This window comes from Albidovulum marisflavi, from assembly GCF_025751435.1.
In the GTDB taxonomy this organism is placed as follows: Bacteria; Pseudomonadota; Alphaproteobacteria; order Rhodobacterales; family Rhodobacteraceae; genus Albidovulum; species Albidovulum marisflavi.
In genome coordinates this window covers 494161-517719 of the sequence record NZ_JAOWKY010000002.1, presented here as the reverse complement: position 1 = coordinate 517719, position 23559 = coordinate 494161, and the positions used below count along the sequence as shown (strand labels likewise).

Sequence of the window (23559 nt, the reverse complement as noted above, 5' to 3'; positions counted from 1 at the left end):
ACGCCGACGGGGCGTCTAGTCGATGGCCGATCTCCCCTTCAGATAGGTCACCTGACCGATGCTGGTCTGCTTGTCGGTCAGCGCCGACAGGGCGCTGCGGGGGTTGTCGGCATGCACACCAAGGCGCGATCCCTTCTGGGGCATGGCCAGCGGCCCAAGCGTGTGCAGATAGGCGTCGGCGCCGCTGGTGCGGTCGTAGACGGAGAAGTCCGCTTCCCGGTCGCGGAAGCTTTTCAGCACCTGGCCCAGGCCCTTGATGCCCGTTTCCCGTTGCCGCCGGACGTAGTCCAGATCGATCTCGATCGGGAAGATGTCCTCCTGGCCCGCCGACTGGTGCAACACCGTCGCGGTCGGGTCCACCACCAGCGACCGGCCCACGCCGCCTGCGCCCAGACCGTTGACGTCGATGACATAGCACTGGAATTGCGCCGCGGTCGCGCGCGCAATGGCCAGTTCGGCGTCGCGGTCCGTGGTGCCCGTCAGCACAGGGTGCAGCAGGACCTCAACGCCCTGGGACGTGAGCTGCCGCGTGGTTTCCGGAAACCAGATGTCATAACAGATCGAAAGCCCGAACCGCCCGACCTCTGGCACGTCGAACACGCAGAACTCGGTTCCCGCGGAAATGCCGGCCTCATACGGGCGGAAAGGGAACATCTTGGAGTACTTCGCGACGATCTCGCCCTCGGGGTTGATCACGACAGAGGTGTTGAAGATCCGCCCGTCGGGCGTCTTTTCGAACATCGAGCCGGGGATCAGCCAGATGCCGAAGCGGCGCGCATCGACGCAGAACTGGTCGAGCACCTGGTTGGGGAAGGGCTGGGCGTAATGGTCCAGAGGGCCAAAGGGCGCAAGCTCGGAGAACAGGACCATCTGTGTCCAGGGAAATCGCGCCATGGCGATCTCTATCCGGTGGCGCATGGCCTCGACGTTCGAATGGACCGCCGCGACATGCATCTGGATGCCGGCGATGGCGAAGGGCGTCATGCTTTAGACTGCTCCGTTTGCGCGCTGTTACCCAAGTGATTGCACACATTAACGGAGGGCACCAGAGGCATGGCACAGTCAAGTGGCACGGTTCCCTTGCGTCAATCCGGCAGGATCAACCCGGCATCGGTCGGCCAATGCAACCAAAGACCGCCTGCGCCGGCGGCTGGCATGTCCTCGGCCGAAGGCCCGCTTTGGACCGTGATCTGCTGGCCGCTGGCCGTGCTCGTCAGGACATGCAGGCTGCGGTCACCCAGGTACGAACTGGCCTGAAGCCGCGCCGAAACGCCGTTTGCGCCGGCCTCGGGCGCGGCAGCATTGATCCGTATGCGTTCGGGCCGCACAGCGGCGACGGCTGCGTCTCCGGCCTTGAAGCCAGATCTGGCCGTTCCGCGGAACGTGCCCTCGGCCCCCTCGATCTCGACGGTGCCGTCCGGGTCGATGCGGGTGACGCGGCCCGAAAAAAGGTTCATCGAACCGATGAATTCGGCCACGGTTCGGTTCGCGGGCCGCTCGTACAACCCGCGCGGAGTGTCGATCTGAAGGACGTGGCCCCGGTCCATCACCGCGATCCTGTCCGACAGCGTCAGAGCCTCTTCCTGATCATGGGTGACGAAGACGAAGGTGATCCCCACGGTGCGCTGCAGTGCGCGCAGCTCCAGCTGCATCTCTTCCCTGAGCTTCTTGTCCAGCGCTGAAAGCGGTTCATCCAGCAGCAGGACCTTGGGACGGCACACCAGCGCGCGCGCAAGTGCAACCCGCTGTCGCTGGCCGCCCGAAAGCTGGTGCGCGTTGCGTTTGCCAAGGCCCTCGAGCTTGACGAGCGATATCGCCTCGGCGACCCGCTCTGCCGCCTCGGCCCTGGATATCGCGATGTTCTTCAGCCCGTAGCCGATGTTTTCCTCGACATTCAGATGCGGAAAGATCGCGTAGCTTTGAAAGACCATGTTTGTGGGGCGCTTGTTCGCCGGAACGCCCGACATGGACTGCCCATCGATCAGCAGCGCCCCCTCGGACGGCTGCTCGATCCCCGCCAGGATGCGCAGCAGCGTTGTCTTGCCGCAGCCGGACGGGCCAAGCAGCGAAAAGAACTCCCCCCGCTCGATGTTGAAGTCGATGCCGTGCAGCACCGTCAGCGTTCCGAAACGCTTCACGAGGCCGGACATCGCGATGATCGGGGCAGTCTGGGTCATGGGTCACAGGTCTCCGGGGTTGCCCGACTGCACGCCGCGCTTGCGGATGATCTCGGCCACGACGACGAGCACGGCCGATACAAGCAGGATGAGCGAGCCAAGCGCCAGCGTGCCGGGCAGTTTGTTCGGAAAGCGCAGCTGGCTGTAAAGATAGACGGGCAGCGTGTTTTCGGTGCCGGTCAGGAAGAAGGCGATGACGAATTCGTCGAACGAGATGATGAACCCCATCAGCAGGCTCGAGATCACACCCGGCATGGCCAGGGGCAGGGTGACCCGCACGAAGGTCTGCCAGGCGTTGCAGCCAAGGTCGCGCGAAGCCTCCTCAAGCGAGGGGTCGAACCCCTCAAGCCGCGACATCAGGACGGACATGCAGTAAGGCAGGCAGATCAGGATGTGCCCGGCCGCCACCGTCCAAAGCGAAAGCTGAATGCCAAGAAACTTCAGGATGATCACCAGCAGCGCCACGCCCATCACGATCGACGGGATCACGAGCGGCAGCATCATGAAGCTGACGATCGAGCGCGACCCCGGCAGCCTGAAGCGCGTCAGCGCAAGGGCCGCCGGAATGCCCAGGCCCGTGGATACCACCGACACGACGACCGCGATCTTGAGGCTGTTTTCCAGCGCGAGGATCATCGAGGTATTCGCCGCCATCGAACTGTAGTGGCGCAGCGTGAACCCCTTCAGCGGAAAGGTGGCGAAGTTGCCGTCGTTCAGGCTGAAGAGCGGCATCAGCAGCACGGGGCCGTAAAGGAACGCGATGAAGACGATCGCGTAGACCCAGAGGAAGTCGGGACGCCTGAGCATTGTCACGACCTCCTCGCCCTGAGCTTGCCGTAGCCGATGGCCCAGAGGAACAAGAGCACAAGCACCGCGATGATCAGCATCATCACGATCGACACCGCCGCGCCGAGGGGGGCGTTGTTCTGCTTCAGGAACAGGTCCTGCACGAGGCTGCCGATCATCGTGCCGCCCGGCCCACCGACAAGTGCGGGCGTCACGTAGTCGCCCACGGTCGGAATGAATACCAGCAGCGATGCCGCGATCGTGCCGGGCGCGGACAGCGGCAACGTGATGCGGAAGAAACGCTTGAGCCGGGAATCGCCCAGGTCGGACGCGGCTTCAAGCAGGTTCCGGTCGATCTTTTCCAGCGAAACATAGATCGGGAGGATCGCGAAGGCGACCCAGGCGTGCGCCAGCGTGATGACGACGGCGGTGGGGTTGTAAAGCAGGAACTCAAGCGGCTCTTCGATCAGCCCCATCGCCTTGAGGCCCGAGTTTATGGCCCCGTTGAAGCCAAGCACGATCTTCCACGAAAAGACGCGCAGCAGGTAGCTTGTCCAGAAGGGGATCGTGATGAGGATGATCCAAAGCGCCTTGTGGCGCGTGACCCGGAATGCCATGAAATAGGCCATCGGGTAGGACACCGCGATCACTGCGATCGTCGCGACTAGCGACATCGCCAGCGACTTCAGCATGAGGATCGCCGGAACCGGATAGGCGAGTGGAAAGGGGATGCCGTACCACCAGGTCGTTTCGTCCGATGGCGCGACAAGCTGGCGGTAGTTTTCCAGCGAGATGCTGCGGTCAAGCTCGAACCCGCTCTGGGTCCAGAAACTCATCAAAACCAGCGCCACGACTGGCAGCGCCAGCATCATGAACATGAGTACGAGCGCCGGCGCAAGCAACCCGAAACCGGCAAGCCGCTTCCTGATGACGGCGGGGTCGCTGCGCGGCCCCGCCGGTCTTTCCGCGGGTCTTTCGATCGATGCGGTGGTCACGGCGGAGGTCAGCCCTTCAGCGCCTTGGTATCCGACCACACCTTGTTGAAGCCTTCCTGAACCTCGTCCGTCGGCGTCTTGAAGACGATGGTGTCCTTCATCATTTCGACCGGATCGGTGATGCCCATGTTGGCGATCGCTTCGGGATCGGAGATCTCGAACGCCTTCATGTTGGCGTGGCCGTAGCCCGAACCCTCGATCAGGGCCTTGCCGGTTTCAGGCGACAGCCAGGCGTCGATGAAATCGTAGGCCGCCTGTTCGTCCGCCTTGCCGGTGTTCAGAAGCGTCAGCCCGCAGAACCATGTGAACATGCCCTCTTTCGGCTTCGCGAAAGTCACCGGCACGCCCTCGGCGCGCAGGTTCGCGACCAGGTCGTTCCAGGCATAGCAGGCGACGATCTCGCCCGATGCCATGGCCTGCTGCACTTCCGAACTGTCGTTCCACAGGAAGCGGCTGACATTGACGGCCTTGGCACCCCATTCCTTGGCGGCCGCCTCGAGCGCCGCGCCTTCCAGCTTGTAAGCTTCGTCGTAGGGCATCCCGCCGACCATGGCGCCGATGATGATCGCCATCTCGTTGTCGTTCATCGCGACCTTGCCCTTGTAGGCCTCGTCGTAGAAGATCGCCCAGGTCGGATCCTCGGCGAATTCGGCGGGCATGAGATCGGGCCGGAACGCAAGCGAGGAATTGCCCCAGTCGGCTGGCGCCATCACCGTCTTGCCTTCCCAGATAACGCCCTCGGCCGATTGCAGCGCGGGGAAGACGTCGTTCCAGTGCGACAGGCGCGATGTGTCAAGCTCACTGGCGACACCTGCGTTCACGAACCTGGCGACGGAATAGTTGCAGGGGTGCATGACGTCGGCGGCAAAACCCGCAAGTACCTTGGCCAGAGCGTCCTCTTCGCCCGCGAAGATCGAGAAGTTGGGCTGGGCGCCATACTTGTCGACATAGGCCTGGAAGTAATCGGCGGAGTCGTAGCCGCCCCATTCGAGGCAGGTCAGCACTTCTGCGGCGTTTGCCACCTTCGGCAGGACCAGCGTACCCACCCCGAACGCGGTTGCCGCCTTCATCATCTCACGCCGGCTGACCTTGCCCTGGCTCATCCGGTCAATGAACTTGATCCGCTGCATTTGATCGTCTCCCCGTTGTGATTTTGATGGAAGCGTAACACCGGATTTCCGTCTGGGAAGTACAAAACGTATGGCGGCCATCGTCATTTTGGTGGAATTTTCAAAATCTTTCGGCAGTCTGCATCATTCACTTGCGTATCAAGGGGTTCGCGCTGAAAGATACGGCCTTGTCCGATGGGAGTTACCCGATGCGCCGCGCCGAGCTTGTCCTTCTGAACGCCGACATCCGGACAATGGACCCCTTGCAGCCCAGGGCGACGGCGCTTGCGGTGGCGGGGGGCAGAATTCTCGCTATGGGTGCAGACGCCGAGATATCTGCGCTGGCGGGCGAGGGCGCGGAAGTGATCGATGCGCGGGGCAGGCAGGTCCTGCCGGGATTTCACGACACGCATCTACACGTGCAGGACGGTGGGCAGCACTACGCCGAAAGCGCCGACCTGTCCGCCGCGATGTCGGTCCAGATGGTGCAACAGGTGTTGCGCGACTTCGCCGCGACGCATCAGCGCCCCTGGGTGCTGGGCGGCTTCTACTATTCCGGCGTTCTTGGAGAGCACAATCTGGACCGTCATGTGCTGGACGCGGCGGTCCCGGATCGTCCCTGCCTGATCATGGCCTCTGACGGTCACAACGGCTGCCTGAACAGCAAGGGATGCGAGGCGGTCGGGCTGGTCAAGGGCACGCCCGACCCGGAAAACGGGCATTTCGTGGTGGACGCGAACGGGGTTCCGACGGGGCTTTTGCATGAAACCGCGACGATGTGGGCCGAACACAGGATGCCTCCGGTCCCGGATTCGTCCTACGAGGGCGGCGTGCTTTTTGCGCAGGCTCACGCGAACCGGAACGGGTTCACAGGGCTTCTGGACGCCTCGATCGGGGAACGCCATGCGCGCGTCTACAAGCGGTTGGTGGAGCGCGATGCGCTGACGGCGCGCATTCTGGCGACCGTTCGGGTCGAAGCCTCGGAGACGACCGAGGGGGCGCTTGCCAGGGTCAGCGCGTTGCGCGCGGCGCACCAGTCCGAGATGTTTCGCATTCATTCGGCCAAGTTCTTTCTGGACGGGGTGATCGAAAACCGAACGGCCGCGATGATCCGGGACTATTCGGACGCCGAGGGCGGAAACGCGGATCTGATGTTTTCCCCCGACCAGATCAGCGACATGTTCACCGCCTTCGACGCGGCAAGGTTCCAGATCCACGTGCACGCCATCGGCGACCTTGCGGTGCGCGCGGCGCTGGATGGGATGGCGGCCGCGCGCAGGGCGAATGCACCGTGGCCAAGCTGGCACCAGATCGCGCACATCCAATGCATCGACCCCACCGACGTCCCGCGCTTCGCAGAGCTTGGGGTCGTTGCGAACATCCAACCTCTCTGGGCGCGCCTGGAGCCCTCCGTTTCCGAGGTCGCCTTGCCAATGGTGGGACCAGAGCGTGGGCGCTGGATGTACGCCTTCCGCTCGCTCGTCGACGCGGGTGCGATGGCGGCGCTGTCCAGCGACTGGACGGTTTCGACCCTGAACCCGTTCCAGATCATGGAAACCGCGATCACCCGCCAGCCGCCGAAGGCCGAGGGCGACTTCCCCGTCTTCCTGCCCGAACAGCGCCTGACTCTGGACGAATGCGTCGCGGGCTACACGATCAACGCCGCCCGCGCAGGCTGGCGGGAGGCTACGACCGGCTCGCTGGCGCCGGGCAAGTGGGCCGACCTGATCGTGATCGACCGCGACCTCTGGGTGACGGATCCACGCGACATCGGTGACACCGAGGTGCTGATGACCATGCTCGGAGGAAAGGTGGTTCACGGCGGGATCGGCTGATGCGGCGTCAGTTCGACGCGGCCATGGTCGAGATGAAGAAATACACCCATTCGCCCTTGAAGTCGGGGTCTTGTGCCCGCGCCACCGCGACGGCGTTCCTCAGCCAGTCAAGGTAGGGGCCAGCCGGTTCCACGACCGGGCGCGGCGCGTCCGAGAGCCGGGAGGAGGCTGCGAAGGCCGCTGCGATTTCCTGTCCGAAGGGCGGGCCGACAGTGATGCGGAAGGCGGCCGCGCCTGTGTCAGCGCCAACCACCAGACGCGAGGCCGGTTCCAGCAAGCTCAGCGCGGCGTATTCCGACGGCACAAGGTGCACGACATTGCCGTCGGCGTCGAAGAAGTCGACATAGACGAAGGCGGGATAGTCGGGCGTGACGAGGTCGAAGGTCAACCGTTCGCCCTCGGCGTAGGCATATTCGCGGGCATGGGCGTTTTCGCCCACGAGGCGCTCGTCGGTGTCCTGGTCGGTCGACTGTGGCAGTCCGGCCGCTGCGATGCCGGACAGCGCGCCGCACTGGGGCCGCGGCAGGATCAGCACATTGTCGGTCACCGGAATGGCGTCGCCGATCTGCGCCCGCAAGGCGTCAAGCACAGGGCCGCGCAACCCCTCCTCAGGCACATGCCCGCGCAGTTCCAACGCGCCGGATTCGGGGATGAATGCTGCCTGCAGCCGCGCGCAGGGGACCGAGGCCAGAAGCTGCCCGATCGCGTCTCGCACATCGCCCGCGTTCGATTGGGAGGCAGCCGCATCGCCGGGTTCCATGAAGGACTGTATCGCGGCAATCGAGACTGGGTCGACGATCGCGTCCCCGTCGCCGCTCCATGCCAGCGTGGCGGTCGCGCGTTCGCCCGGAATATCTGATGGCGGCGTGTCCACGGACGGCGGGGGCGCGGCCAGCAGCGGCGCGCCTTCGGGGGTGATCTGGTTCGGGCGATCGCCCCCCGCAAACTCAGCCGCGGCGAGGACAACCGGCGCGGGTGCGGCGGCAGCCAGCGCGTCGGCGTCGGGCAAATCCGCCTTGGTTGCGGCGGGCGCGGCTGCGGGCGCGATCCGGTCGGCCTCGATCGGCGCGGTGGCGGCCTGGCTGATTTCGGGCGCGAAGGGTTCGGCCCGCACGACAGGCACCACATCCTGGCGCGCCCGCACACCGGTCGTGTTGGCCTCTGGGGCAGCCTCGCCCTCGGCTTCCCTTGGAACCGCTTCGCCGCGGGCGACCTCATAGGTGGTCATCTCGAGCTTCGCTTCCGGCATCGGCTGGTCCTCGACCGGATCAGGCGCCCAAAGGCCGGGCAGCACAAGCACCGCCGCCCCGTGAAAGGCAAGCGACACCGACCCGCCCAGCAGCCAAGGCGCCACGCCGCGCATCACGGCTCCTTCGGGGTGACGATCAGCACGATGTCCTTCACCCCCATCTCGTCCAGGCGACCGGTCAGCGCCAGCGTGTGCCGCAGTTCGGCGTCGCGGTGGGCGTTGATGCGCACCACCAGCTCCGGATTGCGCCGGACGGCTTCGGCCAGCGCGTCCTCAAGCGCGGCGGGCCCGATCTCATGCCCGTTCAGCGCCATGCGCCCATCAGCGGCTATGGCCACGGTCGCGCCCCCAGCGGGCAGGTCCTGACCTGTCCGGGCCGTCGAAGGGAACACCATGAAGGGCGCGGTCGCATCCATCCGTCCGATCAGCATGAAGAAGATCAGCAGGAACAACACCACGTCGATCAGTGCGACGATGGTTTCCTGCTCGTTGCGGTGCGGGGCGCGACGAAGTTTCATGGCGCCCCCTGCAACCGAACGATCCTCAGCCGTTGAACCCCGACGCCGGTCGCAAGGTCCATCACCGAAACCAGCGCTTGTGTGGGCGCGTGGCCCGAGGGAAGGATCAGAACCTGAAGGCCCGGGTCCCGCAACAGGCGCTCGGCCAGAAGCGCGCCGAAGCCTGCGCGGTCCAGGCTTCTGGCGCCGACACGAAGCGTCCCATCCGCGCCGATGCGCACGAACAGAGGACCGCCGCCGTCCCCGCCCCCCACCGAAGGCGCGGTCGCAGTTTCATCCTGCCGCTCCAGCATGGGCACCATGTCCAGGTCCAGGTAGCTTGACGTGACCATGAAGAAGACGAGCAGGATCAGCATCACGTCGATCATCGGCACCAGAGAGATCAGCCGCCTCTCTTGTGATCGCCGACGCAGTTCCACGCGCGCCCCCTTTCAGACCTCAGCTTTCCAGACGGTGGCCGTCCGCGGCCACCAGAAGCGCACCGACGGATTGTTCGATCATCGCCGCCGCACCCTCTGCGCGCCCGGACAGGATCGAGGCCGCGATCGCCGCAGGAATGGCGACGACAAGCCCTGCGGCGGTGGTCAGAAGCGCCTGCCAGATCCCGCCGGCCAGAACCGATGCATTGGCCGCACCTTCGGCCGCCGCAAGTTCCTGGAAGGACTGGATCATCCCGGTGACGGTGCCCAGAAGCCCCAGAAGCGGGCTGATGACGGCGATCAGTTCGAGCAGCCGGATGTGGCGCGTCATGCGGTCCAGCTCGGCGTTCCCGCGGCGCGTGAGCTCGGCGACCAGATGTTCGCGCGGCATGCCCGACTGAAGACCCGCCATTGCCGCGGCCGTAACCCGATCCGCCGGGGCCTTGCCGGAAAGCACGGCGGCCCGCGCACCCGTCGTGTCGCCCGCCGCCCATTTTGCGATCGCGCCCCTGCGAAGAGATTCGCCGGAACGACAGGTCCACAGGTCCAGCGTCTTGACCACGATCAGGGCCAGCGATGCGATCGAGAGCAGCGCGAGGACGGCCAGGATCGGACCGCCGGACTTGAGCATCTCCAGGGAAAGCCCGCCCATGTCATTCAACCAGACGCGCGCTGGCCTTGGAGGACAGCGACAGGAACGAATAGCAGTCCACCGGATCGGCGTTCTGCGGCTTGCATGCCGGAATGTCATGCATGAGGATTTCCGAAACCGCATCGCAGCCAAGTCCCGGAATTTCGAACAGTTTCAATGTCGTGCGATGGGCGGGCAGGGGGGCCGCGTCGATCGTCAGCAGCCTGTCGATGACGCCGCCCTGATCCAGAACGGCAAGCGACATCTCGAACTGCTCAAGCGCCATGCCGGTTTCATTTCGGAACAGGAAGAACGCGCGGCATCCGCCGCCTTCAGCCGATTCGAACTTGTTCAGCTCGACGGTCAGCCGGCCCTCCTGAGCCGCTGCGGCGGACACCTGCGAGACCGCAAGCGCGACGCAGATGGAAATTTCGCGAAACTTTCCCATTCCTCGCTCCCCTGTCCAGATCCTACCTTGCATCTTGGGCACGGTGCCTGTCTCGATGCAAGAAACGGCGACGGTCAAGATGCGTCCGGAAGCCTCAGCGTAATGGATTTGGGCGCGGGGGGGCCTTAAAAATACCGCATTTGAGGCTATGCAAGGTGTCACGAATTCGCCAATACTGTTTGTTAACGTAGCGTAATAAGAAACGATGGCGCAGCAGCCAGATGCGCCCGACAGGTCGGTGCCAGTGGAGGGAACATGGACGTGACTTCGCTCTTGCGAAGCTTCGGTGACGCGGAGCCCAGCGGCGAAAACCTGGAGTATGATCCGGTTTTCACAGAGATGGAGCTTGCGGCAGCGCCGGGCGAAGAGCGTCAGATGGGCGACAGCGTGCTTGCCGCCGAGGAACCCGACTGGCGGGAGGTCGCGGAAAAAGCGACAGCCGTTCTCGAGCAGAGCCATGATCTGCGTGCCGCCGTCTACCTTGCCACTGCCGAACTTGCGCTGCGCGGGCTGCCCGGCTTTGCCGAAGTGACGGGCTATATCCGCGGTTGCCTGCAGGATTACTGGGATACCTGCCACCCGCAGCTTGACGCCGACGATGATGACGACCCGACGATGCGGGTCAACGCCGTGCTGGCGCTTGCCGATGCGAACACCATCCTTCGCGGGCTGCGCCGCGCGCCCCTCACCGATAGCCGCGCCTTCGGGCGCTTCACGCTGCGCGACGTCCTGATCGCCGAGGGCGAGATCGTCGCTGGCCCCGAGGATGAAAACGTCCCGGACACGACGCTGATCGGCGCGGCATTCCAGGAAACCGGCCCCGAAAAGATGGGCGCGTTGCGCGACGCGGCAGAGCGCGCGGCGGACAACATCAAGGCGATCTCGGCGCGCTTCGACGAGATGACACCGGGTCAGGGCCCCGATCTTGAGCCACTGACGCGCATGATGAACCAGATCGTCGCGCGGCTTCGCAACGCGATGGGCGGCGGCGCCGAGTCTGATCCGGCCGCAGAAGGCGAGGGCGCCGTAGCCGAGGCCGCGCCTGCCGCCGCGCCGCGCGCGGGGCAGCCGGCCGCCGCTGGCGGCGGCGCGATCAATTCGCCCAATGATGTTTCGAACGCGTTGGACCGCATCATCGCCTACTACAAGCGCGCGGAGCCTTCGAGTCCGGTGCCGATCCTGCTGGTGCGGGCAAAGCGCCTTGTTAACGCCGATTTTCTAACGATTATCAAGGACATGGCGCCCAGGGGCGTCGAGAACGTCAACCTGATCGGCGGGCTTGACGACGATTGATTTTTTTAATGACCACCGGCCCCGGGAACCGGAGCGGCAAGACGTAAGAGGGAGTTCTAGATGGCGGGAAGTTCACAGAAGTTCATAGCGCGCAATCGCGCGCCAAGGGTGCAGATCGAATACGACGTCGAGCTCTATGGCGCCGAAAAGAAGGTTCAGCTGCCGTTCGTGATGGGCGTGATGTCCGATCTCGCTGGCAAGTCCGAGGCGCCGCAGCCCGGCGTGGCAGACCGCAAGTTCCTGGAAATCGACGTCGACAACTTTGACGACAGGATGAAGTCCATGAAGCCGCGCGCGGCCTTCACGGTGCCGAACACCCTGACGGGCGACGGCAACCTCGCGGTGGATATCACCTTCGAAAGCATGGACGATTTTTCGCCCGCCGCGATCGCCCGCAAGGTCGAGCCGCTGCGCAAGCTTCTGGATGCGCGCTCCCAGCTGTCGAACCTGATGACCTACATGGACGGCAAGACGGGTGCCGAGAACCTGATCGGCAAGATCATCCAGGATCCCGCTCTCTTGAAGGCGCTGGCCTCGACGCCCGCGCCGAAGGCGGACGAAGCGGAAGGGACGGAGTAAGACATGGCCGAAGCTGAACAAGTCCAATCTGGCGCCGCGACGGAAACCGCCTTCGGGTCGTCCGATTTCGCAAACCTCCTGCAGAAGGAGTTCCGCCCGAAGTCGGATCAGGCCAAGTCCGCGGTCGAGCAGGCCGTCAAGACGCTGGCCCAGCAGGCGCTGGAAAACACCGCACTGATCTCCGACGACGCGCTGCGCTCGATCGAAAGCATCATCTCGGTGATCGACCAGAAGCTGACCGAACAGGTCAACCTGATCCTGCACCACGAGGATTTCCAGCAGCTGGAAAGCGCGTGGCGCGGTCTGCACTACCTGGTGAACAACACCGAGACCGACGAACAACTCAAGATCCGCGTCATGAACATCTCCAAGAAGGACATGCACAAGACGCTGCGCAAGTTCAAAGGAACGGCCTGGGATCAGTCGCCGATCTTCAAGAAGGTCTACGAAGAGGAATTCGGCCAGTTCGGTGGTGAGCCGTATGGCTGCCTGGTTGCCGATTACCATTTCGACCATTCGCCCCCCGACGTCGAGCTGCTGGGCGAAATGGCCAAGATCGCCGCAGCGGCCCACGCCCCCCTGATCACCGGCGCCAAGCCTTCGCTTTTCCAGATGGACAGCTGGTCTGAACTGGCCAACCCGCGCGACCTGACCAAGATCTTCCAGACGCCGGAGTACGCGTCCTGGCGCAGCCTGCGCGAAAGCGAGGATTCAAAGTACGTCGGCCTTGCGATGCCGCGCTTCCTGGGCCGTCTGCCCTACGGGTCCAAGACCGATCCGGTCGAGGAGTTCGCGTTCGAGGAGGACACCGAGGGCGCGGATTCCAACAAGTATGGCTGGGTCAATGCGGCCTTCGGCATGGCGGTCAACATCAACCGTTCGTTCAAGCAGTATGGCTGGTGTTCCCGCATCCGCGGGATCGAGTCTGGCGGCGCGGTTGAGAACCTGCCCTCGCACACCTTCCCGACCGACGATGGCGGCGTGGACCAGAAGTGCCCCACCGAGATCGCGATTTCGGACCGTCGCGAAGCGGAACTGGCCAAGAACGGCATGATGCCGCTGATCCACCGCAAGAACTCGGACGTGGCGGCCTTCATCGGCGCACAGTCGCTGCACAAGCCGGCGGAATACGACGACTCGGACGCAACGGCGAACGCCAACCTCGCTGCGCGTCTGCCCTACCTGTTCGCGACCTGCCGCTTCGCGCACTACCTGAAGTGCATCGTTCGCGACAAGATCGGGTCGTACAAGAGCCGGTCGGACATGCAGGCGTGGCTGCAGGACTGGATCAACCAGTACGTCGACTTCTCGGCCGACACATCGGCGGAAAGCGAAAAGGCCAAGCGTCCGCTGGCCGCGGCGGAGGTCGTGGTCGAGGAGGTCGAGGGCAACCCGGGTTATTACACTTCCAAGTTCTTCCTTAGACCGCACTATCAGCTTGAGGGGCTCTCTGTGTCGCTTCGTCTCGTGTCGAAGCTGCCGTCGGAGAAAGGTTGACATCAGGGCGACCCGGACAGGGTCGCCCTGCAAAAACAATAAGTTGCAAATCTGAAACTCAGGAGAACACCAAATGTCGTTTGACGCTTTCTGCTACTCGACCACCAACGCTGAAGACATTCCCGGCGAAACCCAGGACGAGACCTATAACGAGAAAAAGGCGTTCGAGATCATCTCGTTCGAACTCGGTGCCGAGAACAACATCAACATCGGCTCGATCTCGGGCGGCGGCGGCGCCGGCAAGGCGACCTTCAAGGAAGTTTCGATCACCAAGAAGACCGACACCGCGTCCACGGGCCTGTTCCACGCGCTGGTGACGGGCAAGCACTTCGACAACATGATCATCGAACTGCGCCGTTCGGGTCACGAAGACACCAAATCCGGCGGCGTGTTCATGAAGTTCGAAATGCATCTCGTGATGGTGCAGGACATTTCCTGGTCGGGTTCGGACGGCGACGACGTCTGCGAAGAAACCGTCGTTCTTCAGTACGGCGCGATCAAGATCCACTACATGGCGCAGGACGGGAAGGGCAAGATGGGCGCCCCGAAGGAAGCCATGTGGAACCGCGTCAAGAACAACAAGTCGATGATCTACTGATCAAGAACTTCCGGGCCGTCCGGGATTTCGGGCGGCCCTTGCCATTCTGAATACGAGTTTCCGGGAAGGACCGATTATGCGCGCCGAAGAACTGTTGAAAACAGGGGACCTGGACGGCGCCCTTCAGGAACTGCAGGCCGAGGTGCGCAAGCGCGCCTCAGATCCCAAGCTGCGCATTTTCCTTTTTCAGCTTCTGTGCGTACGCGGCGACTGGACCCGCGCCGTCGCTCAGTTGAAACTGTCGGCGGAGATGGAGCCATCCGCTGTACCGATGGCCCAGACCTACCGCGAAGCGATCATCTGCGAGGTGTTCCGCGAAAAGGTCTTCGCCGGTGAAAAGAGCCCGCTTATCTTCGGTGAGCCCCAGGAATGGGCGGCCCTGATGGTCGAGGCGGTCAAGGTGCTGGGGCAGGGGCGCCCCGAAGAGGCCGCGGCACTTCGCGAACGCGCTTTCGACGCGGCCCCCGCCGCGCGCGGCGAAATCAACGGCATGCCTTTCGAATGGATCGCCGACGCCGACATGCGGCTTGGCCCGCTGCTAGAGATCATCGTCAACGGGCGCTACTTCTGGATGCCTTTCACCGCGATCGGTTCGATGATCGTCGAACCGCCCAAGGATCTGCGCGATTGCGTCTGGATGCCGGCAACACTGACGCTGCGCAACGGCGGCGACGTCGTGGCGCTGGTTCCGACGCGCTATCCGGGAACGCTTGCCCAGGGAGACGACGCCGCCAAGCTCGCCCGTTCGACGGACTGGCGTGACGCGGGCGCCGACACGTTCCTTGGTGTCGGGCAGCGGCTTCTGGCGACGGATGCCGGCGAAACGCCGATCATGGAACTGCGGACGCTGTCAATCCATCAGGATGAGAGCGGGGAAGCGGGGGGCAATGGCTGACCTGACGATCACCGAGCGGCTTCAGCCGTCTCTGCTCGACAGGCTGACTGATACCGACCCGACCAATCCGAACGAAACACGCGACAGCCGTGTCATCGACATCCGCAGGCTGAGGGACATCATCCAGCGCGACCTGTCCTGGCTGTTGAATTCGCAGAACGCGGAAAACCTGATCGACGCGACGCGGTTTCCGAATGCGTCGAAATCGGTGCTGAACTACGGGCTCAAGGAGGTGACGGGAGAGTATTCCTCGGTCGAGCGCGCGCAGATGATCCGCGCCGCGATCAACCGCGCGATCACCCTGTTCGAGCCGCGCATCGCCGCCGGCTCGCTTGATGTCGAACTGCTGCCGGGCGACAGCGCGCGCCAGTCGATTGTCACCTTCGAGATCCGGGCCGACATGTGGGCGCAACCGGTGCCGATGGAGCTTTATCTGCGCTCCGAGGTCGACGTGACCACAGGCGAACTGAAACTGGAACGGAGAGGCTGAGATGGATACCCGGCTTCTTCGACATTACGAGGGCGAGCTTGCCTTTCTACGCGAAATGGGCGCCGAATTCTCCAAGGCGTTTCCGAAGATCGCGGCGCGGCTGGGGATGGAGGGGCTCGAGGTGGTCGACCCCTATGTCGAACGCCTGCTCGAGGGTGCGGCCTTTCTGTCCGCGCGGGTTCAGCTTGAACTTGAGCTGCAGTTTCCCACGCTGACCTCTCATCTTCTGGAAATCGTTTATCCTCATTATCTTGCGCCGACGCCGTCGGTCATGGTGACCTCGTTCCAGCCCGATCCGTCGAAAGCGCCGATGGTGGATGGCTTCACCCTGCCGCGCGGAACAAGCCTGCGCAGCAAGATCGCCGAGGGCGCGCAGACCGCCTGCCAGTTCCGCACTGCCCATGATGTGACGCTTTGGCCGATCGAGATCTCCGAGGCGGAATATATTGATGGCCGCGGGGAACTGGTCGCCGCTGGCGTCGCCAAGGACGTTGAGGCCAAGGCGGGCATCCGGCTCAGGCTGCGCACGCTTGGCCAGATCCCGATGGCGGATCTGGCGCTGGACAGGCTGAGCCTGTTCCTTAACAGCCAGTCCGGCGCGAACTGGCAACTGCACGAGATTCTGTGCACCGAAGTGACGGGGATCATCGGCCGCTCGACCGACCGCCGCGCGGACTGGACCTTGCAGCTGCCGGAAGGAGAGACGCGACCCCGCGGCTTCGATCGGTCCGAGGCGTTGTTGCCGACACCGCGCAGGTCGTTCGACGGCTACAGGCTGCTTCAGGAATACTTCGCGATGCCTGAGCGGTTCCACTTTGTAGACCTTTGCGGTCTTTCCCCTGCGGTCCGCAAGTCCGCCAATGACCAGCTGGATCTTTACATCCTTCTGCGCGAGGGCCGGCCCAGCATCGCGGCCGATATCTCTGCGTCCGCGTTCACGCTGTTCGCGACGCCGGCGATAAACCTGTTCCAGCGGCGCTGCGACCGCATACATCTCAAGGCCAGTGACGTCGAACAGCATGTCGTCGCCGACCGCACCGCGCCCCTGGATTACGAGATTTACCAGATCGAATCCGTGACCGGGATCAGCGGCGAGGGCGAGGATGACGTCAAGTTCCGGCCGTTCTATTCCTCGGACGACTTCACCGCCGCGGGTGACGTCTGGCCTGCCTATTACACGCAGCACCGGCGGATGCGGCAACGGTCGGAAAAGGAAAGGCTGCGGGGCGTTCGCACGTCCTACCTGGGATCCGAGATGTATGTCTCGCTTGTCGACAGCAGGCAGGCGCCGTACTCGGCGAACCTGAACCAGCTTGCCGTCACGGCGCAGTGCAGCAATCGCGACCTTCCCCTGCTGCTCGCGACCGGGTCCGACAACGTCTTCCATCTGCCCGAGGGTGGTCCGGTCAAGACGGTTCGCACCCCCGTGCCGCCGACGCGACCCCGGCCCACGATGGCACAGGGCGATACGGCCTGGCGCCTCATCAGTCACCTGAGCCTCAACTATCTTTCGGTCGCCGACACGACCCAGGGCGGCGGCATCGAGGCGCTGAAAGAACTGATCGGCATCTACGCGCCCCAAGGGGACAGGGTGATGGAAAAGCAGCTTGAAGGCATTCTGTCGGTCACGAGCCGCCCCATCGTTCGCCGTATCCAGGATGAGGTCCTGTCGACCGCGATCCGCGGCATCGAGATCAAGATCGATTTCGACGAATCCTTCTTCGAGGGGACCAGCGTCTATCTTCTGGGTGCCGTGCTTCAGAAGTTCTTCGAAAAATATGTGGCCGTTAACAGCTTCACCGAAACCGTTCTGACCACCCACCAACGAGGAGAGATCGCGCGATGGCGTCCGGCAAAGGGACTGGGCCGGATCATCTGACGCATCTCGCTCAGCTGACCGGAAACCCCCAGTCCTTCCACATCTTCCACGCTCTCAGGGTGATCGAGGCCGCCCATCCGGCCTCGCCCCGGCTGGGCGAAAGCCGCCGGCCCTCTCAGGACCGCGTGCGTCTGGGCCAGGAGGCAGAGCTGGCCTTTCCGCCCTCGACGATCGCCGCGTTCGAGCCGCCGACCGATGCCAACCCCGGTTCGCTGACCAACCGGTTCTTCGGTTTCTTCGGTCCGAACGGTCCGCTGCCGCTGCACATGACGGAATATGCCCGTGACCGTCAACGCAATCACCGCGATCCGACATTCGTCGCCTTCGCGAACATGCTGACGCACCGGTTCATGGGCCTTCTTTACCGTGCATGGACCTCGGCTCAGCCTGCGCCGTCTTTCGACCGGCCAGCCAATGACCCCGTACAGCGCAAGATCGCCGCGATTTCCGGTCACGTCGGCAAGGGCCTTGCCGAGCGCGACGCGATGCCGGACCTGGCCAAACGGTACTTCGCCGGCCACCTGGCGGTCGGCGCCAAGAACGCCGAGGGGCTGGTCGCGGTCCTCTCCGCCTTCTTTCGCGTCCCGGTGCATCTGCGCCAGTTCGTGGGCTCCTGGCTTGAACTTGAGCCGGACGACCGCTGGCAACTGGGCGGGCGGGCCGGACTGGGACGGGCGACAAGCATCGGTCAGAAGGTCTGGTCGCGCAGCGCCAAGTTTCGCGTGATGATCGGGCCCCTTACACTGGCAGACTACCAGCGGCTCTTGCCGGGCAGCGATTCCCTGGCGCGGGTCGAGGCCATCGTGCGGAACTACATCGGCGATACGCTGGACTGGGATGTGAACCTGATCCTCAAGTCCGAGGAGGTTCCAAGGGCACGGCTTGGTGCGGATACACAGCTGGGCCAGACGTCGTGGATCGGCAGGCGGCTGGAAAAGGGCGACGCAGGTGACCTCTGCGTCGTTCCAAGGTCGCGATTGGGATAACGGGACCGGAGCTACCGGCCCACCGGAGGGAGTGAAAGAGATGAGCGAGATCAGCAGGGTTGCCCTGTTCGGCAAACTGAACCGCCTGGCTTATCAGGCGATCGAAAGCGCGACCGTCTTCTGCAAGATGCGCGGCAACCCCTATGTGGAACTCGTCCATTGGCTTCACCAGATCCTGCAGGGCCAGGACAGTGACATCCACCGGATCATCCGGCACTTCGACCTTGACCCCGGCCGGATCGCCGCCGACATGACGCGCGCGCTGGATGCTCTGCCCCGCGGCGCCAGCGCGATTTCGGACCTGTCCGAGCACCTTGACGACGCAACCGAGCGCGCCTGGGTCTATGGTTCGCTCCAGTTCAATTCGGGCCAGATCAGGACCGGTTTCCTGATGCTCGGCATGCTGCGCACCAAGCACCTGCGGGCGATCCTGACCGGGATTTCGCCGGAGTTCGGAAAGATCAAGGCAGATGACCTGGCCGACAGTTTCGCCGCTGCGGTCGAGGGTTCTCCCGAGGACGGGCTGCGCGCGCAGGACGGGTCCGTCATGGGCGGTGGGGCCGAGCCGGGCGAGGCCTCGGGCGCGCGTGCACCCGCGCAGATGGGCAAGGAAGAGGCGCTGGCCCAGTTCTGCACCGACATGACCCAGCAGGCGCGGGACGGAAAGATCGACCCGATCGTCGGCCGGGACGAGGAAATCCGACAGGTCGTCGACGTGCTGATGCGGCGGCGGCAGAACAACCCGATCCTGACCGGCGAGGCCGGCGTGGGCAAGACCGCCGTCGTCGAGGGCTTTGCCCTGCGCATCGCGCGCGGGGACGTGCCACCATCGTTGAAGGACGCGCGGCTTCTGTCGCTGGACGTGGGGCTCTTGCAGGCCGGCGCCTCGATGAAGGGCGAGTTCGAGAACCGCCTGCGCCAGGTGATCGAAGAGGTGCAGGCCAGCACCGTGCCGATCATCATGTTCGTCGACGAAACCCATACGCTTGTGGGGGCCGGCGGGGCCGCGGGCACGGGCGATGCGGCGAACCTGCTCAAGCCCGCGCTTGCGCGCGGCACGCTGCGCACCATCGGCGCGACGACCTGGGCCGAATACAAGAAGCACATCGAAAAGGACCCCGCGCTGACCCGCCGCTTCCAGGTGGTGCAGGTCGAGGAGCCGGACGTGCCCAAGGCCATCCGCATGATGCGCGGCATCGCGTCGATGCTGGAAAAGCACCACCGGGTTCAGGTTCTGGACGAGGGGATCGAGGCGGCGGTGTCGCTGTCCGCCCGCTACATCCCCGCGCGGCAGCTGCCCGACAAGTCGGTCAGCGTGCTGGACACCGCCTGCGCGCGTGTCGCCATCAGCCAACATGCGGTCCCCGCCGAGGTCGATGACAGCAGGAAGCGGATCGAGGGTCTGCAGATCGAGCTTGAAATCATCGACCGGGACGAGAGCGCGGGCTACGATGTCGCCGAGCGCCGGGCGGCCGTCAGTCACGCCAAGGCCGAGGAAGACGCCCGCCTGGCTGGTCTGAACGATCGCTGGGAAAAGGAAAAGGCGGTGGTCGAGGACATCCTTGCCATCCGCGCCAAGCTGCGCGAGGGCGGCGCGCCGGTCGATGCGCCGAACGCCGCGGGCGAGGAAGCCGCGAAGGCCAGTCCGCTGTCGGCTGAAGAACGCGCCAAACTGGTCGAGGATCTGCGGGCAAAGAATGCGGAGCTGACCGCCATCCAGGGGGAAAGCCCCCTGATCCTGCCGATCGTCGACGCTCAGGCCGTGGCGACGGTTGTCGGGGACTGGACCGGCATTCCCGTCGGCCGCATGATGAAGGATGAAATCGACACCGTCCTTCACTTGGAAGACCACCTGGCCAAGCGCGTGATCGGACAGGACCACGCGATGAAGATGATTGCCAAGCGCATCCGCACCAGCCGGGCTGGGCTCGACAACCCGTCGAAGCCCATCGGGGTCTTCATGCTTGCCGGCACCTCGGGTGTGGGCAAGACGGAAACCGCGCTGGCGCTGGCCGAACTGCTGTACGGTGGAGAGCACAACGTCATCACCATCAACATGTCGGAATACCAGGAAGCCCACACGGTGTCCTCGCTGAAGGGCGCGCCTCCGGGCTACGTGGGATATGGAGAGGGTGGCGTGCTGACCGAGGCCGTGCGCCGCAAGCCCTATTCGGTCGTCCTCCTGGACGAGGTCGAAAAGGCCCATCCCGACGTGCACGAGATCTTCTTCCAGGTCTTCGACAAGGGCGTGATGGAGGATGGCGAGGGCCGGCTGATCGACTTCAAGAACACGTTGATCCTGCTGACATCGAACGCCGGGTCGGATCTGATCATGGACATGTGTTCGGATCCCGAACTGATGCCCGACCCGGAAGAGATCGCGAAAGCCCTGCGGGAACCGTTGCTGAAGATCTTCCCCGCGGCGCTGCTGGGACGGCTTGTCACAATCCCCTACTATCCGCTTTCGCCCTCGATGATCGCGGCGATCACGCGGTTGCAGCTGGACCGGATCCGGAAGAGGGTGAAATCCACCCACAATGTCCCCTTCTCCTACACCGACGCGGTGGTGGATACGATCGTATCACGGTGTCAGGAACTGGAGAGTGGTGGCCGCATGATCGACGCGATCGTTACCAACACCATGCTGCCCGATATTTCGGGAGAGTTCCTCATGCGGATGATGGCGGGGGAAGAGGTGAAGAAGGTCGAAATCGACGTGGCCGATGGTGACTTCAGTTACTCGTTCGAGTGAGACAGGAAACGGGAGGTCGAGATGGCAGGCAAGAAGATGATGGTGGCGGAGCTGAAGATCAGCCCAAGCTCCGAGTTCACCAAGAAGTCGAAGGACTGGATCAAGTCGAACCCGGATCTTGCAAAGCTTTTCAAGGAACCCCTCGAGCATTCCGAGTCGCTTGAGCTTGATGACTCGAAATGGAGCGAAAAGAAGCTGGCCAAGGCCCTTGAGGGCCTTGTCGTCTACGAACTGAAGTACCTCGCCTCGGCGGTCGGCAATGCGCAGAAGGAGGCGGAGAAGTCGCCCGACAAGCTGAAGAAGATCATCGACAAGGATCTTGATGCCGCGCTCAAGGACACCAAGAAGCTGATCAAGAAGAAGTGCAAGAAGGCGCTTGAGGAGCTCAAGAACCAGGGCGCCGCGGAGGAGAAGAAATTCCTGAAGGAAGGGCTGGAATTCGTTCGGGAAATCTCTTCCGTTTCGCTCAAGGGCGTTTTCAGCGGCCCCGCGGGTGAGTTCACCGTGGCCTACAATGCCCTGATCAAGGAACTGGGCAAGGCCGAGGCGGACGAGGCGCTTGGCAAGGATGAAGAGGACGACAAGAAGAAGCGGGCGTTCCAGAAAGCTGCCGACAAGCGCCGGGACGCTGCCTATACCCGTTGCGCGCGAACGATGAAGCAGGTGAAGGACAAGTACGAAAAGAACGTCAAGCAGATCATCTCGGCCGTCGATGCGCTCGAAGGGCTTCGCAAGAGCCTCAAGCGGATGGACATTCCGGAGGTCGAGGGTTTCGCGAAAGACGTGGACGGCAAGATCCCGGCGATGCGGAAGCTTCAGAAGCAGCTTGAAAAATTCGAGAATTATCTGATGGATGCCTGCGGCGAGGTCGAAGCTGGCAGAGACGACTGCGACAACGTCAAGAGTGATCTCAAGGACTTCGAACGGAAGACCGGCGGTCTTGACAGCAAGGCCGATCAGGCGCGCAAGGACTTTGCTGATCTGGCCGCGCATTTCAAGCGGGTCGAAGGGAAACTTGGTTAAAGTCGCCAGCGGGCACGCTGGTTCGACCGGGGGAAAAGATGGCAGGCAACGGTGTCGTAAGTCACGAAAGGTCGCTAAGGGATGCGGTGAGGGAGTTCGTCGAGCGCGAAAGCGTCCGCAACGCGATCCTTGCCGTCATCATCTTCAACGCGATCACGCTTGGCATATCCACCACTCAGTGGGCCAAGGCCCACCTGGGCGGCGCGCTGCCACTGATCGACAACCTTGTGCTGACAATCTTCGTCCTTGAACTGGGGATGAAGTTCTTTGCCTACCGCTTGTCCTTCTTCCGGTCCGCCTGGAACATCTTCGACCTTGCGGTCGTGACGGTCGGCTTGCTGCCAGCGACGGAAAGCCTGTCCGCCCTTCGTGCGCTGCGCGTCATCCGCGCTCTGCGACTGCTGTCGATCGTTCCGCAGATGCGCGCCGTCGTTCAGGCGCTTTTCGATGCGTTGCCCGGCATGGGCGCGGTCATCATCATGCTGGGGATCGTCTATTACGTCTTCGGGGTCATGGCGACGATCATCTTCGGCGCGGCGTTCGACGAATGGTTTGGCACGCTCGGGCGCTCGCTCTACTCGCTCTTCCAGATCATGACTCTGGAAAGCTGGTCGATGGGCATCGTGCGCCCCGTGATGGAGGAATTCCCCTACGCCTGGGCCTTTTTCGTGCCCTTCATCATCATCACCGCGTTCTCCGTCCTCAACCTCTTCATCGGCCTGCTGGTCAACACCATGCAAAGCGCGGTGGAAGCGGAGGAACAGCAGGAGTTCGAGGTTCTGCGCGAGCTTGTGCGCAGCGAAACCGACCAGGTCGATGCGCATGTTCTTGAGCTGAAGGACGAGATCAGCGCGCTCCGGCGCGAGATCGCGGGACTCAGGGGGCGAACCGATGGCTAGCGGATCGCAGAAATTCATCGCCCGAAACCGCGCTCCGCGCGTGCAGATCGAATACGACGTGGAGCTTTACGGCTCCGAAAAGAAGGTGCAGTTGCCCTTCGTCATGGGGGTCCTGTCCGATCTTGCCGGCAAGTCGTCGGTGCCTCAGCCGGCTGTGGGCGACCGCAAGTTTCTTGAGATCGACATCGACAACTTCGACGAGCGGATGCGCGCGATGGCGCCGCGCGCGAGCTTTGCGGTGGCGAACACGCTGACCGGTGAAGGCAACCTTCCGGTCGATTTGACATTCGAGAGCATGCAGGATTTTTCCCCTGCCGCCGTCGCGGCCAAGGTGGAACCCTTGCGCGCCCTGCTGGAGGCGCGAACGCAGCTGCAAAACCTTCTGACCTACATGGACGGAAAGGCGGGCGCGGAATCGCTCATTGAAAAGCTTCTCACGGATCCGACGCTCTTGGCCGCGCTGGCCAACGCGGCGCCCGCGGATGGTTCGGGTGGGGATGC

22 protein-coding genes and 1 pseudogene are annotated in these 23559 nt (G+C 63.6%); 13 read left to right on the top strand and 10 right to left on the bottom strand.

Annotated features, from left to right (window positions below; translation table 11 throughout):
- Positions 1-15: 15 nt before the first annotated feature.
- The 5 genes from OEW28_RS11330 to OEW28_RS11310 form a co-directional block, all read right to left on the bottom strand.
- Positions 16-984 carry a carbon-nitrogen hydrolase family protein gene (locus OEW28_RS11330; RefSeq protein ID WP_263734867.1) on the bottom strand — a complete coding sequence of 323 codons (969 nt, stop codon included), beginning with the start codon at positions 982-984 and terminating at the stop codon, positions 16-18.
- A gap of 101 nt (positions 985-1085) precedes the next feature.
- On the bottom strand, positions 1086-2177 hold the full coding sequence (locus OEW28_RS11325) for an ABC transporter ATP-binding protein (protein WP_263734866.1): 1092 nt from the start codon (positions 2175-2177) through the stop codon (positions 1086-1088).
- A gap of 3 nt (positions 2178-2180) precedes the next feature.
- Positions 2181-2984 carry an ABC transporter permease gene (locus OEW28_RS11320; RefSeq protein ID WP_263734865.1) on the bottom strand — a complete coding sequence of 268 codons (804 nt, stop codon included), beginning with the start codon at positions 2982-2984 and terminating at the stop codon, positions 2181-2183.
- Between the two features lie 2 nt (positions 2985-2986).
- A complete protein-coding gene (locus tag OEW28_RS11315) occupies positions 2987-3841 on the bottom strand; it encodes an ABC transporter permease (protein ID WP_263734864.1) in 855 nt (284 codons plus the stop codon).
- 125 nt (positions 3842-3966) lie between these two features.
- Complete coding sequence (locus OEW28_RS11310; protein ID WP_263734863.1) at positions 3967-5088, bottom strand: ABC transporter substrate-binding protein; 1122 nt, start codon at positions 5086-5088, stop codon at positions 3967-3969.
- Positions 5089-5276: 188 nt separating this feature from the next.
- On the opposite strand from OEW28_RS11310, the gene OEW28_RS11305 reads away from it, so the two are divergent.
- A complete protein-coding gene (locus OEW28_RS11305) occupies positions 5277-6902 on the top strand; it encodes an amidohydrolase (RefSeq protein ID WP_263734862.1) in 1626 nt (541 codons plus the stop codon).
- 7 nt (positions 6903-6909) lie between these two features.
- Here the strand turns inward: OEW28_RS11305 and OEW28_RS11300 are convergent, their stop codons facing one another.
- From OEW28_RS11300 to OEW28_RS11280, 5 genes are read right to left on the bottom strand one after another with little or no spacing between them, the layout of a single operon-like run.
- Entirely contained in the window at positions 6910-8265 is a 1356-nt protein-coding gene (locus tag OEW28_RS11300; RefSeq protein ID WP_263734861.1) for a DUF4384 domain-containing protein, read from the bottom strand.
- Positions 8265-8669, bottom strand: a complete 405-nt coding sequence (locus OEW28_RS11295; RefSeq protein WP_263734860.1) for an ExbD/TolR family protein — start codon at positions 8667-8669, stop codon at positions 8265-8267. The genes OEW28_RS11300 and OEW28_RS11295 overlap by 1 nt, the downstream gene beginning before the upstream one ends.
- The gene (locus OEW28_RS11290; protein WP_263734859.1) at positions 8666-9088 is read right to left on the bottom strand and encodes an ExbD/TolR family protein; all 423 of its coding nucleotides are present in this window, start codon (positions 9086-9088) and stop codon (positions 8666-8668) included. The genes OEW28_RS11295 and OEW28_RS11290 overlap by 4 nt, the downstream gene beginning before the upstream one ends.
- 19 nt (positions 9089-9107) lie before the next feature.
- Positions 9108-9740, bottom strand: coding sequence for a MotA/TolQ/ExbB proton channel family protein (locus tag OEW28_RS11285; protein WP_263734858.1), 633 nt, complete (start codon positions 9738-9740; stop codon positions 9108-9110).
- 1 nt (position 9741) lies between these two features.
- Positions 9742-10167: a hypothetical protein gene (locus OEW28_RS11280; RefSeq protein ID WP_263734857.1), complete on the bottom strand. Its 426-nt coding sequence runs from the start codon at positions 10165-10167 to the stop codon at positions 9742-9744.
- Between the two features lie 255 nt (positions 10168-10422).
- Here OEW28_RS11280 and tssA point away from each other — a divergent pair, with 255 nt between their 5' ends.
- From tssA to tssB (OEW28_RS11220), 12 genes and pseudogenes are all read left to right on the top strand, one after another.
- Positions 10423-11460, top strand: a complete 1038-nt coding sequence (tssA, locus tag OEW28_RS11275; RefSeq protein WP_263734856.1) for a type VI secretion system protein TssA — start codon at positions 10423-10425, stop codon at positions 11458-11460.
- A 60-nt stretch (positions 11461-11520) separates the two neighbouring features.
- Entirely contained in the window at positions 11521-12039 is a 519-nt protein-coding gene (tssB, locus tag OEW28_RS11270; protein ID WP_263734855.1) for a type VI secretion system contractile sheath small subunit, read from the top strand.
- Between the two features lie 3 nt (positions 12040-12042).
- Positions 12043-13536, top strand: a complete 1494-nt coding sequence (gene tssC / locus OEW28_RS11265) for a type VI secretion system contractile sheath large subunit (RefSeq protein WP_263734854.1) — start codon at positions 12043-12045, stop codon at positions 13534-13536.
- 73 nt (positions 13537-13609) lie between these two features.
- A complete protein-coding gene (locus OEW28_RS11260; RefSeq protein WP_263734853.1) occupies positions 13610-14134 on the top strand; it encodes an Hcp family type VI secretion system effector in 525 nt (174 codons plus the stop codon).
- A 76-nt stretch (positions 14135-14210) separates the two neighbouring features.
- Positions 14211-15029: a type VI secretion system accessory protein TagJ gene (locus tag OEW28_RS11255; RefSeq protein WP_263734852.1), complete on the top strand. Its 819-nt coding sequence runs from the start codon at positions 14211-14213 to the stop codon at positions 15027-15029.
- Positions 15022-15519, top strand: coding sequence for a type VI secretion system baseplate subunit TssE (gene tssE / locus OEW28_RS11250; protein WP_263734851.1), 498 nt, complete (start codon positions 15022-15024; stop codon positions 15517-15519). The genes OEW28_RS11255 and tssE overlap by 8 nt, the downstream gene beginning before the upstream one ends.
- Before the next feature lies 1 nt (position 15520).
- On the top strand, positions 15521-17398 hold the full coding sequence (gene tssF / locus OEW28_RS11245; protein ID WP_263734850.1) for a type VI secretion system baseplate subunit TssF: 1878 nt from the start codon (positions 15521-15523) through the stop codon (positions 17396-17398).
- Complete coding sequence (tssG, locus tag OEW28_RS11240; protein ID WP_263734849.1) at positions 17362-18384, top strand: type VI secretion system baseplate subunit TssG; 1023 nt, start codon at positions 17362-17364, stop codon at positions 18382-18384. The genes tssF and tssG overlap by 37 nt, the downstream gene beginning before the upstream one ends.
- Positions 18385-18424: 40 nt before the next feature.
- Positions 18425-21136 (top strand): type VI secretion system ATPase TssH, encoded by a 2712-nt coding sequence (tssH, locus tag OEW28_RS11235; RefSeq protein ID WP_263734848.1) that lies wholly within the window; start codon positions 18425-18427, stop codon positions 21134-21136.
- A gap of 21 nt (positions 21137-21157) precedes the next feature.
- Positions 21158-22159, top strand: a complete 1002-nt coding sequence (locus tag OEW28_RS11230) for a hypothetical protein (RefSeq protein WP_263734847.1) — start codon at positions 21158-21160, stop codon at positions 22157-22159.
- A gap of 38 nt (positions 22160-22197) precedes the next feature.
- Positions 22198-23058, top strand: coding sequence for an ion transporter (locus OEW28_RS11225; RefSeq protein WP_263734846.1), 861 nt, complete (start codon positions 22198-22200; stop codon positions 23056-23058).
- Positions 23051-23548: pseudogene (tssB, locus tag OEW28_RS11220) on the top strand (type VI secretion system contractile sheath small subunit); the annotation flags it as partial. The gene OEW28_RS11225 and the pseudogene tssB (OEW28_RS11220), both read left to right, overlap by 8 nt.
- Positions 23549-23559: the final 11 nt, after the last annotated feature.